We start from the raw sequence: 15,544 nt of genomic DNA on the forward strand, positions 1-15,544 counted from the left end.
TGTGTTTGTCTGTCTTTGTTCAGCGGCCGATGGCCATGTAGTCGAACCCCTGCAACCGGATCTCGGGGTCGTACAGATTGCGTCCGTCGAAGATCAGCGGCTGCCTGAGTGCGGTCTTCAAGGCGCTGAAGCTGGGGCTCTTGAAGGCCTTCCAGTCGGTGAGGATGACCAGCGCATCGGCGTCCTCCACGGCCTGCATCGGGTTCTCGACGTAGCGCAGGCGCGCGATCAGCTCCGGCATGCCCTCCAGGTCGCCTGCAAGCACCTTGCGCGCCTCGGCAATGGCCACCGGGTCGTGGGCAACGACTTCTGCGCCGCGCACCAGCAGCGCCTTGATCACCAGGCGGCTCGGCGCTTCGCGCATGTCGTCGGTGTCAGGCTTGAAGGCCAGCCCCCACACGCCGAAGCGGCGGCCGCGCAGGTCGTCGCCGAAGCGGCGGACGATCTTTTCTATGAGCACCTGCTTTTGCGCATCGTTCACCGCGCGCACCGCCTCCAGCACCTGCAGGCGCTGGCCGTGCGTGGCGGCGGTGTGCACCAGGGCCTGCACGTCCTTGGGAAAGCAGCTGCCGCCGTAACCCAGCCCCGCATACAGAAAGCTGTAGCCGATGCGCGGATCGGAGCCTATGCCGCGGCGCACCTGCTCGATGTCGACGCCCACTTTTTCTGCAAGATTTGCAAGCTCGTTCATGAAGCTGATGCGCGTGGCGAGCATGGCGTTCGCCGCGTACTTGGTGAACTCGGCCGCCTTCACGTCCATGTGGATCATGCGGTCGCGCTGCCGGTTGAAGGGCGCGTACAGGCGGGTCATCACCTCCCTGGCATGGCGCCCCGCCTCGCCGGGCTCGGTGCCGACCACGATGCGGTCGGGCCGCATGAAGTCGTCGACGGCCGCACCCTCTTTCAGGAATTCAGGGTTGGACACGATGGCGACCGGGAGCCCCTGCAAGCCGCTGCCTGCCGCATGGTCGCCATTGCCGCGGCGCTCCGAGAGCTCCTCCTCGATGGCTGCGCGCAGCTTGCCGGCGGTGCCCACCGGCACGGTGGACTTTTCGACCACCACCTTGAAGCCCTGCATGTGGCAGCCGATGCTGCGGCCGGCGGCGAGCACGTATTGCAGGTCGGCGCTGCCGTCTTCGCCGGGCGGCGTACCGGCCGCAATGAAGATCAGGTCGCCGTGGTGCACGGCGCGGGCCACGTCGGTCGTGAAGTGCAGGCGGCCGGTGCGCACGTTGCGCTCGATGAGCTGCGGAAGGCCTTCCTCGTGGATCGGCACGCCGCCCGATTGCAGGATTTCGACCTTGCGTTGATCGACGTCGAAGCAGACGACTTCATTGCCGATCTCCGCCAGGCAACTGCCCGTGACGAGACCTACGTAGCCGGTACCGAGGACTGAAATTTTCATGGAGGAAGAACGGATGAGTGCCGATGTTCGTGGTGGTGTAAGCGCGTTGAAAAAACCTAGCAGAAATTTTTCGGCGAAGGAACAGGACAGCACCGTGGTGCGTGGTTGACTGCATTGATGAGCGCAAATAACGTGGCGCATCGAAAACAGAGGCGACGCCCCGCGGGCATGCCGGTTGCCATGAATTTTTTTCGACGACTGCGAACGATGACGACGACCTGGACACCCAACTTCAGCTGGATCACGCAGGAGCTTGCCGTCGGCGGCAGCTTTCCGTCGGAGCGCGCCGAAGAGCTCGCCTCCGCGCATCGCATTCGCGCGGTGGTCGACCTGCGCAACGAGGCCAAGGACGACGAGGCCGTGCTGCACCGGCACGGCATGACGCTGCTGCACTTGCCGACCGAGGACATGTGCGGCGTCGATGCCGGACAGCTCGATGAAGGCGTGGCCTTTGCCAGCGCCGCGCTCGACCGCGGCGAGCGCGTGCTCATTCATTGCGAACACGGCATCGGCCGCTCGGCCACGCTCGCGCTGTGCGTGATGGTGTTTCGCGGCGAGCGCCCGCTCGATGCGCTCGAGCAGATGAAAAGCCGCCGGGCGCTGGTGTCGCCCTCCCCCGCGCAGTTCGCCTGCTGGAGCGAATGGCTGGCGCGCCATCGCGAGCTGAGCCGCGCGCCGTGGGAGGTTCCGGATTTCGATGCGTTCCAGGCCATTGCATACCGCCACATGCGGATTCGCTGATGCTGGTCTACGGAGACGCGACGCGGCGGGAGCCGGCCGCCCGAAAGCTGGCGCGGCTGCGCGGGCAGCTCGCGGATGCGCGGGCTTCGCCAGCGGGCCTTGGCAGGCACAGCCTGCTTGTCGATGCGCTTATCGAAGCGGGCGAACTGGTTCAAGGCGTTGCGGATGCGCACCTTCTCGCGGCCGGAAAGCGCGACACGCCGTCGCCCCAGACGGATGCCGCCATGGCGCTCACCATGGCAGTGGCCAGGCTGTGCGCACAGTCGTGGGAGACAGCCTTTGCGCATGAGTGGCAGCAAGCTCCGCTGGAAGACCTGCTCTCCGCGTGCGAAACCCTGCTTGCTTCCGCCGGCCTGGAAGTGAAGCAGCCCGAAGGCTACGCGTTCTATGCGCTCTATCCGGAAGGCCACTTCGCCGCCGCCAAGCGGCTGCGGCCCGGGCCGTGGCGCGTGATCGGCCTTCGCAGCATCGGCACCAGCCTAGCCGCGATTACGGCGGTGGCGCTCGATGCGCCTGCGCCGCTGACGCTCAGGCCGGTCGGGCATCCTTTCGATCGCCATGTTTCGTTGGGCGACGCGCCGCTTGCAAGGTCCGCCGCGCACCATGCCATCGTCGATGAAGGGCCCGGACTCTCGGGATCGTCGGTGGCGGGCGTGATACGGCGGCTGCGCGACGAAGGCGTGCCGGCGGACCGCATCCATCTCTTTCCCGGCCACGCGAACGGGCCGGGGGCGCAGGCCAACGATGAAACCCGCGAGCTGTGGACGCAGGCCTCGGTGCACGTGGTCGGCTTCGACGAACTGATCTTGCGCGCCGAACATCCCGCGCATCGGCTGCAGGGCTGGGTCGAGTCGCTGGTCGGCCCGCTTCATGCGCCGCTTGCCGAGATCACCGGAGGCGCATGGCGCCGCGCACATGGCGATGGCCAAGGCGATGTGCCTCCGGCTCATCCATGGCAGGAGCGGCGCAAGTTCCTGGCGCACAGCGACCGCGGCACCTGGCTCGTGAAGTTCATCGGTCTGGGCCACGCCGCGCGCCAGCGCTTCGGCTGCGCGATGCGATTGGCGGAGGCCGGTTTCTCCCCTTCCGTCGCGGGCCTGTGCCACGGCTTCATGGTGGAGCGATGGCACGGCGAGATGGCGCCGCTGTCGCCCGGCCGGCTGCAACGCACGGAGCTCCGGGCGCGCCTGGTCGAGCGCATTGCGGACTACATCGCATTTCGCGTGCGCAGCTTTCCCGCACCGCAAGAGAACGGCGCGTCGCTGCGGGCGCTGTGTGAAATGGGGCGGCACAACAGCACCGAGGCCCTCGGCAGCAAGCTTGCAGGTGCATGGGCCGGATACGAGGGCCATGCGGACCGGCTGCAGGCCCGGGTGCACCGCGTGAAGACGGACAACCGCATGCACGCATGGGAATGGCTGGCGGACGACAGCCGCATCCTCAAGACCGATGCAGTCGAACACCACGCGGGCCATGACCTGATTGGGTGCCAGGACGCGGCGTGGGATGTCGCCGGTGCCCGTACCGAGCTCGGGCTGACCGCTGAAGAGCTGAGCCGGCTGGTTGACGGCCTCTTGCGACGCGGCTGCCGGATCCACGCGGAGTTGCTGGGCTTTTACGCGCCGGCTTACCTTGCCTTCCAGTTGGGCCACTACCGGATGGCGGCACAGGACGCTCGCAGCCACGATGAGCAAAGTCGCCTCGAGTCGCAATGCGAGCGCTACACCCAGGCGCTCCGCGACCAGTTCGCAAGCAGCTGAGAAGCCACTCCAGAGCGCTTGCGAACATAAGTCCTCAGGGCAATCAGCCTGGGAGGCCCCATATGTAGTCCGCGCTGCCACCCACACGAGAAACGTTCCTACGCGAGGCACTCGAGCCCGCCCCGAATCTGCAACCGGGTGAACACACCGGCTCGACAACCATTTTTCCCGTGGGTGCGAGTTTGGCGGCGGCCATGGTGGTCGCCGCCTTTTTTGCGGGCGTATCGCTTGTTCGAAGATGACCACTCTTGATCTGCTGTTTGCGCGAGGCCCCAGGATGCGACCCTTGCGTCGAGTGCTTGGTTTCTGCATTGTTGCGCTGGGCCTGGGCCTCTTGGCCTTCGAGGCGGCCGAGGCGATCTTGCGCGGCGACGCGCGCGTGCGCGGCGCACTCCTGGGCGGGAGCCTGGCGGCGTTGGCCACGGCGCTCGGCACGCTGCCGGTGGCGCTGTCGCAGCAGTTCTCGCAGCGCAGCTGCGACACCATGCTGGGCTTCGGCGCCGGCGTGATGCTTGCCGCCACTTCGTTCTCGCTCGTGATACCGGGCCTGGAGGCCGCGCGAGCCCAGGGCGCCGGCGCATGGGCCGCCGGAGGCATCGTAGGCGGGGGCGTGCTGCTCGGCGCGGCGCTGCTGCTGGCCATCGACCGCATGGTTCCCCATGAGCATTTCGTGAAGGGACTCGAAGGGCCCAAGGCCATGAAGCTGAAGCGGGTGTGGCTGTTCGTATTGGCCATTGCACTGCACAACCTGCCCGAAGGCCTGGCGATCGGCGTCGCCTTCGCGGGCTCCGACCCCGTGGCGGCCACCGCGCTGGCCACTGGCATCTCGCTCCAGGACGTGCCCGAAGGCATGGTGGTGGCGCTTGCGCTGCGCGGCGTGGGCTACGGTCGTCTCATGTCGGTGGGTCTTGGCGTGGCTTCGGGCCTGGTGGAGCCGGCCATGGCGGTGCTGGGCGCCACGGTGGTCACGCTGACGGCCAGCCTGCTGCCCTGGGGCCTTGCACTGGCCGCGGGCGCGATGCTGTTCGTCATCAGCCACGAGATCATTCCGGAGTCCCACCGCCAGGGACACGAGGCCTTTGCAACAGGCGGCCTGATGGTCGGCTTCGTGCTGATGATGGTGCTCGACACGGCACTGGGGTAAAGAAAGGGCACGCCACATGACTGCACTGGACGTTTTGAACCTGGACGTGCTCCTTGCGCGCAGCGTGCTTCTGCGCGCCGACTACCTGCAGGCGCAAAGCCGGATCACCGAGTTGCTTGCCAGGGGGAACGGCGACCCCGGCCAGGGGCCGGCCGAGAGGGACTTCGAGGAGTTGGCGCTTGCGATGAGCCGCTCGCTCTCGGCCGATGCCCGCTACCTTTGCACCCTTTCGTTCGCGGTGCGCGGCATCATCGAACGCGCAAAGGCCATGGCCTGATCAGGCTCCGCCGAGCGCGGGCTTGGCGATCATGAGCCAGAACAGCGCAAGAAAGAGAAAGAAGGCCGGCACGCCCAGTGCCACCCACCACTTGAAGAGAAGCCAGTAGCGCGGCGGCAGCGGCGTATTGCCCTCGGCCGCCTGCGCCGCCAGGTCGCGCAGCCGCATCTGCAGCCACACGACCGGCAGCCAGCACGCGATCGCCAACGCGTAGCAGGCCAGCGAGGCCGCGAGCCAGGGTGTAGTGAGCGGCATGCCCATCCGGTGCACCAGCCACAGGCCCGTGACCGGCTGCAGCACGGCCGTCGTTGCGGTGAAGAGCCAGTCCGCACGCACCACCATGCGCGAAACGACCGCTATCGCCCGCACGTCGCCGGACAAGGTGGTGGCCAACAGGTAGAAGGCCGAGCCGATGCCGGTACCGAACAGCAGGGTCGACGAGATCACGTGCACGTACTTCAAGACAAGGTATTCCATGGTGCGGCTTTCAAGGAGGCGTTCGAGGCGGCTTGGGTGCGGCATGCGTGCCGCGGCGGTGCGTGGGCGGCTCCATGGCCCAGAGCAGGCCGATGGCCGCGCACATCGGCAGGTTCTTGGAGAGCGGGCCGAATGGGTGCAGCCAGAACTCCGGCATGGCCCACGTGACGGCCGCGGTGTAGAAGCCGATCAAGGCAAGCTGCAGCGGCCACAGCACGCGGCTGCGCCATGCGGCGGGCAGCGCGAGCGTGCCGATGCCCAGTGCCAGGTCGAACACGGCGGCGCCATCGAGCAGCAGCTCCGCCCACAGGCCGCTCGCGCCCACGCGGGCCAGCAGCGCAAGGCTCTGGTCGCGCGGGTAGAGCCCGATGGAGACGATGAAGGTCCAGATCCACACCAGCGCAACGGACCAGCGCAGCAGCGGCAGCATCCATTGCAGCCACGCGGCGCGGCGCAGCGCCGGCACGCCATGGACCGGAATGAAAGCCCGGTGCGAGCGCGGCGCCCGCCCGAGCCAGCCTTCCAGGTCGGCGGCGGGCGCGGCATTGCCCTGCAGCAGCATGCCGGCGGTTTCGGCGTCCAGGAAGCTGCCCTTCCAACGCCCGGCCAGGGTCGCGCCCCATCTGAACAGGCGCTCGGGCAGCGGCAGCACCCACGCCTCGCGCGCATAGCCGAGCTGCCGGCGCAGATCGGCCAGATAGGTGCGCAAGCTCACCGGCTCGGGTCCCACGAAGGCGATGGTGCGGCTGCCCACGGGCCGCGCCTCGGCCAGCGCCAGCACGCCCGCCACCACGTCATGCAGGTGGACGGGTTGCAGCCATTGGCGGCCGCCGCCGGGCAGCAGCAGCATCGGCATGACGGCAAGTGAGGCGAACAGGTTCGCGCTCGCGCCCTCGCCGCCCCACACCAGCGAAGGCTGCACGACGGCCGACGCCACCCGGCAGCGCCGCAGATACCGGTCTGCGGCTCCCTTGCTGCGGTAATAACCGCTGGCCCCGGCGGGCTTGGCGCCCAGTGCGGAGACCTGGATCACCAGCGCGACGCCCACCGCGGCGCAGGCGTCGAAGAGCTGCACCGGCCCCAGGTGGTGAACGGCATCGAACTCGCCCGCGCGGCGCTCGCGCAGCACGCCGGCCGCGTTGATGACCACGTCTCCGGGGCGCAGGTGCTCCGTCCAGAACGAAGCGGGCGGAACCTCGGCCAGGTCTGCGGAGATCCACTGCGCATGGGTTTGCGGCCAGCCAGCCTCCGCGCGAGCCTTGTCCGCGTCGCGCGCGGTGCACAGCAGGTCTGCCCCGCGGTGCGCGAAAGCTTGGGCGAATGCGCGACCGAGAAAGCCGGATGCGCCGACGATCACTACCCTCACTGCTCGCCTTTCCCCATGCCGCGGCCAGCCGGGCCTCACCGCATGCGCTCGCGGTTGGCCACCGCGCACCCCAGCGCCAGGCCGACGGCAAAGCTGGCGTACACCGCGGCCATGGCGCCTTTGGAGAGGTGGTGCTCGAACCCGGGAGTCAGCCGCCTGGGTGTTGCCAGGTAGTCGACCGCGCATGCGGTGGCCGCGGCAATGCCGGCGCCTCCCAGCGCGGCCGGCACCGATTGCGCTGGGCGCCGGTTGGCGTGAAGCCATGCATACAGAACCGCCCAGAAGGTGGAGGAGCCGTGATGAATGGCATAGCTGAGCACCGTGTGCCGAAGCGATGGCGACCTGCGGAACAGGGCTTCGCGGTCCCATACCCAATGGCTGGTGGCATTGGTGGTTGCAGCGGAACTGCCGGTCTCGTAGCGCCCCAAGATCGCCAGCGCAACGCTCGATGCCACGCTGGCGAACGCGCCCGCGATCAGGCCTGTCCTGATGGCCGATGCCGCTTGGCTCGCAGGCGGCGCGTCCATGGCGGAGGATTTTTCACTTTCACTGCTTTGCATGCCCGGATCTTTGACGCCGGCGTGCTTTGCGCGAGTGCGGCACGGAGCATGAACACGTAGGCCGGCGCCGCATTGCTGCGGCGGTGCGTGCTTCGGGTGTTCCGCGACAAGGGTGCGCGCCGCTGTCCGACACCCTTGGCCCGTGAGCCGATGCAGCGTTGGCTCACTGCACTGAAAGGTGATCGAGATGAAGGCTCAACAAGCGAGAAGTGACGAGCGCGACAACAAGCGGGTTTTTCGGTGGGGTGTGGGCGCGGCCATCGTCGTGTTCCTGCTGGCGCTGCTCTACAACCTGCTGACGCAGACGCGGGAAGAAGGTCCGGTGAAGCCGGACACCCCGACGCAGAGCGCGCCGCAGACGACGGCGCCGTCGACTGCTGCGCCGGCAGCGCCGGCTGCGCCATCGAAATAGGCACGTGCCGGTTCCGCTCCGCGGCCTGCGTCAGGAAGACGCGTTCCAGCTGAGAAGGCCCTTCTGCGTGGCCTCGCAAACCGCTTGCGTGCGCGTCTTCACGGCCAGCTTGCTGTAGATGCTCTTGAGCTGGGCGCCGATGGTGTGGGCCGAACGCTTGCTCTCCTCGGCAATCTGCCGGTTGGTCTTGCCCTGGGCGATCAACCGCAGCACGTTCAGCTCCCGGGGCGTCAGCGGTCCTTTGGACGCGATGCGCTCGGTGTGCAGCATCTTGTCCGCACGCTGTGCGTCGACAGCAGACAGCTTGGCCTCGGGGTGCGCGGCAATGCCGTCCAGGATGCGGCGAGCGATCTGCGATGCCGACAGGGAGTCGCCGAGCTCGATCGAGCGCATCAGAAAAGCGAGGTCTGTTGCGTTCGCCTGCGCGAAGAGGTGCCGCACAACCTCCGCAGCGGCCGTGGCGGCGCTCATCGGCCGGCCGCCGAAAACCGTCGGCTCGAGCGGCTCATGCAGGCCGGGTTCGGGAACATGGATCTGAAGACCTTCACGTTGCAAGCTCCGCGCGCGTTGATGAAACCCGATGCTATGGAGAACGCCACTTGCGCGCACGCGCTTTCGAAGCGCCGCTGTGTCTCTGTTCACATCTGGCAGAGGGAAACTGGATCCGTATCCGCTTCGGACGGGCTCCAGGCTTCAATCGTTCAAGGATTCAGGGTCCGATGCGGCGGCCGGATGCCCGCGGCCGCCATGCTCGTCGGGCAGCGGTTCGAAGTCTGTGGCGGCAAAGTCCGAGGACACGTGCAGCCCATGTTCGTCGCGGCGCACCAGCCCCCGGTCTTCCATGTTGCGCATGGCCTTGTTGACCACCTCGCGCGAAAGCCCCGCATACGATGCGATCACCGCCTGCGTGATGCGCTTGTCGTAGCCGCCGGTGGTGGAAGGCGCCAGCTGGCTCAGTTGGTGCAGCACGCGGCCCACCAGGTCTTCGGAGGACAGCGATGAAATTCGCCGGAGCTGACCGCGCATTGCGCTCAGGCGCTTCATGGCAAGCTCGAGCAGCTTCAGCGAAATTTCCGGATGCAACGCGCACAGCCTGCGCATCTCCGAAACCGGAATCAGGTACACCGACGAAGGAAGCGCCGCGATCAGCGACTGCGCGACCTGGTAGCGGTCTTCGCCGAAAGAAGAACCGAAGAAGAAATCGTCCTGCCGGATGAATTCGGTGGTGACATCGTCGCTGGTGCTCCCATGCGCCACCACGCGCAGCAGACCGCCTGCCACGCAATAGATGCAGTCGGTCCACTCGTCGGCGGCGAGCACGGTTTCATTGCGCCGGTAGGAGCGCAGTTCGGTGGCCTGGACCAATGCCGCGCGCTCCGCCTGCGGCAGACCGGCGACCAGCGTGTGCAGATACATGCCCGGATGGTGCCCGAGTCAGCCATCCGTGCGGTACCCATAAATTGGGGATGCGGGCGCCTATCGCTACGGCTTTGCCTTGGCCGCACGCCGAAGGCATTCAATGAGTTGCTGCGTGCTTGGCGTGCGCCTGCGGCCGCGCATGGTGATGAGGCCGACGGGCGGCAGCTCGATAGGCACCTTGAGCGGCAGCACCTGCAGCATGCCCTGCTGCTGGAAGTGCCGCGCCACGGAGCGCGCCATGAAGGCCACGGCATCGCGTTGCTGCAGGAAGCTGACCTGCGCCAGGAACGATGCCGACTCGACGATGTCGGCCGGCGGATGCACGCCATCGCGAAAGAACATCTGGTCGAGCTTGACGCGCAGCGACGCCCAGGGCGGCGGCATCACGCAGCGCTCCTTTGCCAGGTCGGTCCAGGTCAGCCGCCGCTTCGCAGTCAGTGCATGGCCGGGCCGCGCCACGGCTGTCATGGGCTCCGCAAGCAGGGCCTCGGTTTCGAGGTCGGGTGCCGCATAGCCGGGCTCGAGCCGCCCCACGAAGAGGTCGAGCTCACCCAGGCGCAGCTTGGGAAGCAGCCGCGTGAGGTCGCCTTCCTCCACCAGCACGGTGGTTTGCGATGACCGCGTCTTGAGCATTTCGACCGCGCGGGCCATCAGCACCGGCATGGCCACCACCATGGCACCCACGCTGGTGCGGCCCGCCGCACCGCTGGCCACGGCAGCGATCTCGTCGCGCGTGCGGTCGTAGTCGGCCAGCACCGAGCGTGCAAAGCGCACCACGCTCTCGCCATAAGGCGTGGGCTCGGTACCGCGCGTGGAGCGCTCGAACAGCGCCAGGCCGAACATGCGCTCGATTTCGACCAGCGACTTGGAGACCGCCGGCTGCGTGACCGCAAGGAACTCGGCCGCACGCCCGAGGTGGCGGAACTGGTCGAGCGCCACCAGCATTTGCAGGTGGCGCAGCTTGAGGTTGGAACGCAGGACGCGGTCGATTTGGCTCATGGCGGGTGGTGGCGGGCTTTTCGACTACATAACCTCCAGGCTATGAAGAGAGTCCGCTATTTCATTGGATTGCAATGATTGTCTACTGAAGAATGCGCCCTGATTTCTCGAAAACAAATCGTCGGAGACAACCCCATGAATTTCAATCGCTCCCTGCAGCGGCGCCAACTGGTGCTGGGCGGCCTTGGTGCCGCCGCTCTTGCCACGGCCGCCGGCCGCGCATTCGCAGCCGACTATCCGGACCGCCCCGTCACCTTCATCTGCCCCTGGCCGGCCGGCGGCACGGCCGACCGTTCGATGCGCGCCATCTGCCAGATTGCGGCGCGAGAGCTCGGCCAGCCCATTGCACTGGAAAACCGCGCCGGCGCTTCGGGAATGATCGGCACCAAGGCCCTGGCCTCCGCCAAGCCTGACGGCTACACCATCGGCCAGATTCCCATTTCGGTCACGCGCTTTGCGCAGATCGGGACCGTGCAGATCGACCCGCTGAAAGACCTGAGCTACCTTGCCCGCACTTCGGGCCAGACCTTCGGCATAGCAGTGCCGGCGAGTTCGCCCTTCAAGTCGCTGCGGGACATGCTGGCGCAGGCCAAGGCCAGGCCGGGCGAGATCACCTATGCCCACGCCGGCGTGGGCGGCGCCACCCATGTGGGCATGGAGCAGTTCGCGCAGGCGGCGGGTGTCAAGTTCAACGCCATCGCCTACAAGGGCGGCTCCGCGGCACTGCAAGATGTGCTGGGCGAACAGGTCGACATGCTGGCCGACAGCAGCTCCTGGGCCCCGCATGTGGAAAGCGGCAAGCTGCGCCTGCTTGCCACCTGGGGCGAAGCGCGCACGCCGCGCTTCAAGGACACGCCCACGCTCAAGGAGCTGGGTTTCGACGTGGTGGTGGAAGCGCCCAACGGCATCGGCGCGCCGCGCGGGTTGCCGCCCGCGGTGGAAAAGAAGCTGCGCGACGCGTTCCGCGTTGCCGTCAACAGCGATGAGTTCAAGAAGGTGGCCGACAGCATCGATGCCCCGGTGATGTACCAGGACGGCCCCGACTATCGCAAGTATGTCGAAGCCGTGTACCGCCAGGAGACCGACCTGATCCGCAAGCTCAATCTCAAGGAACTGATGGAGAAGGGTTGATGAACGACAGCCCCCTGCTCCGCCTGCACCCGAACGACAACGTACTGGTTGCCAAGACACCCATCGCCCTGGGCGAGACGATTGCCGAGTTCGGTGTGCGGGCGCGGGCGCAGATTCCCGCGGGGCACAAGATTGCATCGCGCGCCATTGCGGCCGGCGAGCAGGTTAAGAAGTACGACACCGTCATTGGCGTGGCGTCGCGCAACCTGGAGGCTGGCGACTACGTGCACAGCCACAACCTCACGCTGGTCGATTCGTACCGCGACCCGGGCTTTTGCCAGGACGTGCGGCCGGTGGACTACGTGCCCGACGCACAGCGCGCCACGTTCATGGGCTTTGTGCGCGCCGACGGCCGCGTCGGCACGCGCAACTTCATCGGCATTCTGTCGTCGGTCAACTGCTCGGCCACGGTCATCAAGCGCATTGCGGCGCACTTCACGCCCGAGCGGCTGGCGGCGTTTCCCAACGTGGACGGCGTGGCCGCGTTTGCGCAGACCAGCGGCTGCGGCATGTCTTCGCCGAGCGAGCATTTCGACGTGCTGCGCCGCACCCTTGCCGGCTACGCGCGCCACCCCAACCTGGCCGGCGTGCTGATCGTGGGCCTTGGCTGCGAGCGCAACCAGGTCGATGCGCTGGTCGACTCGCAGGGGCTCCAACAGGGCCGCCTCATGCGCACGATGGTGATGCAGGAAGTGGGCGGCACGCGCCAGACCATCGAAGCGGGTATTCGCGCCATCGAGGAAATGCTGCCCGAGGCCGATGCCGCGCGGCGCACCCGCGTAGGCGCCAACCACTTGAAGATCGGCCTGGAGTGCGGCGGGTCGGACGGCTTCTCGGGCATCACGGCCAACCCGGCATTGGGCGCGGCCATGGATGTGCTGGTGCGCCATGGCGGCACCGCCATCCTCTCTGAAACGCCCGAGATTCATGGCGTCGAATTCATGCTCACGCGCCGCGCCGCAACGCCCGAGGTCGGCCAGAAGCTGCTCGACCGGCTGGCCTGGTGGGAGCGCTACGCGGCCGGCCAGAACGCGCAGTTCAACGGCGTGGTCGGGCACGGCAACCAGGCCGGCGGGCTGGCGAACATCTTCGAAAAATCCCTCGGTTCGGCCATGAAAGGCGGGACCACGCCGCTGCAGGCGGTGTACGAATATGCGGAGCCCATCGACAAGACTGGCTTCGTCTTCATGGATTCACCGGGCTACGACCCGGTAGCCGTGACCGGGCAGATTGCCAGCGGCGCGCAGCTGATCTGCTTCACCACCGGACGCGGCTCGATGTTCGGCAGCAAGCCGGCACCGACGATCAAGCTGGCGAGCAACACGCCGATGTTCAAGCGCCTGCAAGAAGACATGGACATCAACTGCGGCGTGGTGATCGACGGCGAGCTTTCGGTGCCCGAGCTGGGGCAGCAGATCTTCGAGCAGATATTGCGCCACGCCTCCGGCGAACGCACGCGCAGTGAAGCGCTGGGCCTGGGCGACCATGAGTTCGTGCCGTGGCACCTGGGCATCGTGAGCTGAACTTCTATTCTTCAAATGCCACTTACCCTCTCCCGCCCCCAACTGCAACGCACGGCCAACTTCATCGCGGGCGAATGGTGCGACGCCGCTGCCGGCCGCACGCTCGACGTGACCGACCCGGCCACCGGCGATCTGATTGCGCGCGTGCCCGATTCCGGCGCCGACGCGGCGCGTGCGGCCGTCGATGCGGCGCATGCGGCCTTTCCCGCGTGGCGCCGCACGCCGGCCAAGCAGCGCGCGCAAATCCTCAAGCGCTGGAACGACCTGGTGCTTGCGCATCAGGACGACCTGGGCCGCCTGATCTCGCGCGAGCAAGGCAAGCCGCTGGCCGAAGGCATCGGCGAGGTTGCCTATGCGGCAAGCTACATCGAATGGTTTGCCGAAGAGGCCACACGCGCCAACGGCGACGTGATTCCCGCCCCTGTGCCCGGCCGGCGCATGTTCGCCATGAAGGAGCCGGTGGGCGTGGTCGCCGCCATCACGCCGTGGAATTTTCCGGCCGCGATGATCGCGCGCAAGATTGCGCCGGCCCTGGCCGCGGGCTGCACCGTGGTGTGCAAGCCGGCCGAAGACACGCCGCTCACCTCGCTGGCGCTGGTGGCCCTTGCCGCGGAAGCCGGCGTGCCCGCGGGGGTGCTCAACATCGTGACGGCCTCGCGCGAGCGCACGCCCGAGGTGGTCGACGTGTGGCTGGACGATGCCCGGGTGCGAAAGATCACCTTCACAGGCTCCACCCCAGTCGGCAAGCATCTGGCGCGGCGCTCGGCCGATACGCTGAAGAAACTGTCGCTCGAACTCGGCGGCAATGCGCCCTTCATCGTGTTCGACGATGCCGACATCGGCGCCGCAGTCGATGGCCTCATGGCCGCCAAATTCCGCAATGGCGGACAGACCTGCGTCTGCCCCAACCGCGTGTTCGTGCATGAAGCCGTGCATGACGAGTTCGCCGAAACGCTGGCGGCACGCGTCTCGGCCTTGCGGATGGGCCCGGCCAGCGACCCGGGTTCGCAGATCGGCCCCATGATCAATGTGCGCGCCGTCGAAAAGATCGAGCGGCATGTGCAGGACGCCCTCGCCCGCGGTGCGCGCCTGATTGCCGGCGGCACACGGCTGCCCGCACTAGGGCCGAACTACTTTGCACCCACAGTGCTCGTGAATGCCGATGCGACGATGGCCTGCGCCTGCGAAGAGACCTTCGGCCCGGTCGTTCCCCTGACGCGCTTCGCGGATGAAACCGACGTGGTGGCCCAGGCCAACGACACGCCCTTCGGATTGGCGGCGTACTTCTATTCGCGCGACGTGCGGCGCATCTGGCGCGTGGCCGACGCATTGGAGGCCGGCATCGTCGGCATCAACGAAGGCGCATTGGCCGCGGAGGCGGCACCCTTCGGCGGCGTGAAGGATTCAGGCTACGGGCGGGAAGGCTCCGTACACGGGCTGGACGACTACATGCACACCAAGTACGTATGCCAGGGCCAGCTGGACTGAGCTTGCTTCACACCAACAACACCTGCCAAAGAGACATATCCAATGCCCGCAAACAACTGCTTCAAGACAGCATTGGCCGAGCGCCGGCCGCAAACCGGCCTCTGGCTTTCGATGGCCGACCCGTACATGGCGGAGGTGAGCGCCACCGCCGGTTTCGACTGGCTGCTGATCGACGGCGAGCACGCGCCCAACGACCTGCGCTCGACCCTTGCAGCACTGCAGGCCGTGGCGCCGCACCCTGCCCAGCCGGTGGTGCGGGCAGTTCAGGGCGACACGGCCCTCATCAAGCAATTGCTCGACATCGGCGCGAAGAACCTCCTTGTGCCGATGGTCGACACGGCGGAACAGGCCCGGGCACTGGTGTCGGCCACGCGCTATCCGCCGCAGGGCATTCGCGGCGTGGGCAGCGCCGTGGGGCGCGCATCGCAATGGAGCGGGCGCACCGATTACCTGGACATTGCCGATGAAGAAATCTGCCTGCTCGTGCAGGCGGAAACCGTGACGGCGCTCTCCAACCTCGGAGAAATATGCGGCGTGGATGGCATCGACGGCGTCTTCATCGGCCCGGCCGACCTGGCCGCGTCGATGGGGCATCGGGGACGGCCCGGGCACCCGGAGGTGCAGGCCGCAATCGAAGCCGCGATGCGGACCATCGTGGCATCCGGCAAGGCGGCGGGCACGCTGACCTCAGATTCGAAGCTGGCGCGCCGCTACCTCGAACTCGGCTGCACCTTCGTTGCGGTGGGTGTCGACTTGCTGCTGTACGCCGGCGCCGCACGAAAGCTGGCGGCCGACTTCACCGGCGCGCCGCCAGCCGCCGAGCCGGCGTCTCGCGCCGCCTA

Annotated in this window: 16 protein-coding genes; 9 read left to right on the plus strand and 7 right to left on the minus strand. The window is 67.3% G+C overall.

Annotated elements, in window-relative coordinates; translation table 11 throughout:
* Positions 1-19: 19 nt before the first annotated feature.
* Complete coding sequence (locus EJI00_RS17180; RefSeq protein ID WP_126748705.1) at positions 20-1,405, minus strand: UDP-glucose dehydrogenase family protein; 1,386 nt, start codon at positions 1,403-1,405, stop codon at positions 20-22.
* 207 nt (positions 1,406-1,612) lie between these two features.
* Here EJI00_RS17180 and EJI00_RS17185 point away from each other — a divergent pair, with 207 nt between their 5' ends.
* The 4 genes from EJI00_RS17185 to EJI00_RS17200 all read left to right on the plus strand — a co-directional run bounded on the left by EJI00_RS17185 (position 1,613) and on the right by EJI00_RS17200 (position 5,327).
* Entirely contained in the window at positions 1,613-2,146 is a 534-nt protein-coding gene (locus tag EJI00_RS17185) for a dual specificity protein phosphatase family protein (RefSeq protein ID WP_126748706.1), read from the plus strand.
* Positions 2,146-3,906: a hypothetical protein gene (locus tag EJI00_RS17190; RefSeq protein ID WP_126748707.1), complete on the plus strand. Its 1,761-nt coding sequence runs from the start codon at positions 2,146-2,148 to the stop codon at positions 3,904-3,906. The genes EJI00_RS17185 and EJI00_RS17190 overlap by 1 nt, the downstream gene beginning before the upstream one ends.
* A gap of 277 nt (positions 3,907-4,183) precedes the next feature.
* Positions 4,184-5,050 (plus strand): ZIP family metal transporter, encoded by an 867-nt coding sequence (locus EJI00_RS17195; RefSeq protein ID WP_126748708.1) that lies wholly within the window; start codon positions 4,184-4,186, stop codon positions 5,048-5,050.
* 16 nt (positions 5,051-5,066) lie between these two features.
* A complete protein-coding gene (locus EJI00_RS17200) occupies positions 5,067-5,327 on the plus strand; it encodes a hypothetical protein (protein WP_126748709.1) in 261 nt (86 codons plus the stop codon).
* On the opposite strand, the gene EJI00_RS17205 is transcribed toward EJI00_RS17200, so the two are convergent.
* Genes EJI00_RS17205 through EJI00_RS17215 form a run of 3 tightly spaced genes read right to left on the minus strand, consistent with a single transcriptional unit; the run spans position 5,328 to position 7,730 of the window.
* Positions 5,328-5,804 carry a DUF2269 family protein gene (locus tag EJI00_RS17205; RefSeq protein ID WP_126748710.1) on the minus strand — a complete coding sequence of 159 codons (477 nt, stop codon included), beginning with the start codon at positions 5,802-5,804 and terminating at the stop codon, positions 5,328-5,330.
* A 10-nt stretch (positions 5,805-5,814) separates the two neighbouring features.
* Positions 5,815-7,170, minus strand: coding sequence for an SDR family oxidoreductase (locus tag EJI00_RS17210; RefSeq protein ID WP_126748711.1), 1,356 nt, complete (start codon positions 7,168-7,170; stop codon positions 5,815-5,817).
* A gap of 35 nt (positions 7,171-7,205) precedes the next feature.
* Positions 7,206-7,730, minus strand: coding sequence for a hypothetical protein (locus EJI00_RS17215; protein ID WP_260590753.1), 525 nt, complete (start codon positions 7,728-7,730; stop codon positions 7,206-7,208).
* Between the two features lie 187 nt (positions 7,731-7,917).
* On the opposite strand from EJI00_RS17215, the gene EJI00_RS17220 reads away from it, so the two are divergent.
* Entirely contained in the window at positions 7,918-8,142 is a 225-nt protein-coding gene (locus tag EJI00_RS17220; RefSeq protein ID WP_126748712.1) for a hypothetical protein, read from the plus strand.
* Positions 8,143-8,172: 30 nt separating this feature from the next.
* Here EJI00_RS17220 and EJI00_RS17225 read toward each other — a convergent pair whose 3' ends face one another.
* From EJI00_RS17225 to EJI00_RS17235, 3 genes are all read right to left on the minus strand, one after another.
* On the minus strand, positions 8,173-8,697 hold the full coding sequence (locus EJI00_RS17225; protein ID WP_126748713.1) for a helix-turn-helix transcriptional regulator: 525 nt from the start codon (positions 8,695-8,697) through the stop codon (positions 8,173-8,175).
* 138 nt (positions 8,698-8,835) lie between these two features.
* A complete protein-coding gene (locus EJI00_RS17230; protein ID WP_126748714.1) occupies positions 8,836-9,558 on the minus strand; it encodes a Crp/Fnr family transcriptional regulator in 723 nt (240 codons plus the stop codon).
* 66 nt (positions 9,559-9,624) lie between these two features.
* Entirely contained in the window at positions 9,625-10,560 is a 936-nt protein-coding gene (locus EJI00_RS17235) for a LysR substrate-binding domain-containing protein (protein WP_126748715.1), read from the minus strand.
* A 135-nt stretch (positions 10,561-10,695) separates the two neighbouring features.
* Here EJI00_RS17235 and EJI00_RS17240 point away from each other — a divergent pair, with 135 nt between their 5' ends.
* The 4 genes from EJI00_RS17240 to hpaI all read left to right on the plus strand — a co-directional run.
* Entirely contained in the window at positions 10,696-11,691 is a 996-nt protein-coding gene (locus EJI00_RS17240) for a tripartite tricarboxylate transporter substrate binding protein (RefSeq protein ID WP_126748716.1), read from the plus strand.
* Entirely contained in the window at positions 11,691-13,214 is a 1,524-nt protein-coding gene (locus EJI00_RS17245; RefSeq protein WP_126748717.1) for a UxaA family hydrolase, read from the plus strand. The genes EJI00_RS17240 and EJI00_RS17245 overlap by 1 nt, the downstream gene beginning before the upstream one ends.
* Before the next feature lie 15 nt (positions 13,215-13,229).
* Complete coding sequence (locus EJI00_RS17250) at positions 13,230-14,702, plus strand: NAD-dependent succinate-semialdehyde dehydrogenase (RefSeq protein WP_126748718.1); 1,473 nt, start codon at positions 13,230-13,232, stop codon at positions 14,700-14,702.
* Positions 14,703-14,744: 42 nt separating this feature from the next.
* The coding region (gene hpaI, locus EJI00_RS17255) for a 4-hydroxy-2-oxoheptanedioate aldolase (protein WP_126748719.1) at positions 14,745-15,544 on the plus strand (800 nt) is incomplete at its 3' end.

Source organism: Variovorax sp. DXTD-1, assembly GCF_003984625.1.
GTDB lineage: Bacteria > Pseudomonadota > Gammaproteobacteria > Burkholderiales > Burkholderiaceae_C > Variovorax.

Bases quoted from the DNA above. Each gene is read 5' to 3' on its own strand.
- EJI00_RS17205 (WP_126748710.1), bottom strand. From the start codon at position 5,804: ATGGAATACCTTGTCTTGAAGTACGTGCACGTGATCTCGTCGACCCTG.
- EJI00_RS17190 (WP_126748707.1), top strand. From the start codon at position 2,146: ATGCTGGTCTACGGAGACGCGACGCGGCGGGAGCCGGCCGCCCGAAAG.
- EJI00_RS17200 (WP_126748709.1), top strand. From the start codon at position 5,067: ATGACTGCACTGGACGTTTTGAACCTGGACGTGCTCCTTGCGCGCAGC.
- EJI00_RS17250 (WP_126748718.1), top strand. From the start codon at position 13,230: ATGCCACTTACCCTCTCCCGCCCCCAACTGCAACGCACGGCCAACTTC.
- EJI00_RS17230 (WP_126748714.1), bottom strand. From the start codon at position 9,558: ATGTATCTGCACACGCTGGTCGCCGGTCTGCCGCAGGCGGAGCGCGCG.
- EJI00_RS17180 (WP_126748705.1), bottom strand. From the start codon at position 1,405: ATGAAAATTTCAGTCCTCGGTACCGGCTACGTAGGTCTCGTCACGGGC.
- EJI00_RS17185 (WP_126748706.1), top strand. From the start codon at position 1,613: ATGACGACGACCTGGACACCCAACTTCAGCTGGATCACGCAGGAGCTT.
- EJI00_RS17220 (WP_126748712.1), top strand. From the start codon at position 7,918: ATGAAGGCTCAACAAGCGAGAAGTGACGAGCGCGACAACAAGCGGGTT.
- EJI00_RS17235 (WP_126748715.1), bottom strand. From the start codon at position 10,560: ATGAGCCAAATCGACCGCGTCCTGCGTTCCAACCTCAAGCTGCGCCAC.
- EJI00_RS17215 (WP_260590753.1), bottom strand. From the start codon at position 7,730: ATGCAAAGCAGTGAAAGTGAAAAATCCTCCGCCATGGACGCGCCGCCT.
- EJI00_RS17240 (WP_126748716.1), top strand. From the start codon at position 10,696: ATGAATTTCAATCGCTCCCTGCAGCGGCGCCAACTGGTGCTGGGCGGC.
- EJI00_RS17245 (WP_126748717.1), top strand. From the start codon at position 11,691: ATGAACGACAGCCCCCTGCTCCGCCTGCACCCGAACGACAACGTACTG.
- EJI00_RS17195 (WP_126748708.1), top strand. From the start codon at position 4,184: ATGCGACCCTTGCGTCGAGTGCTTGGTTTCTGCATTGTTGCGCTGGGC.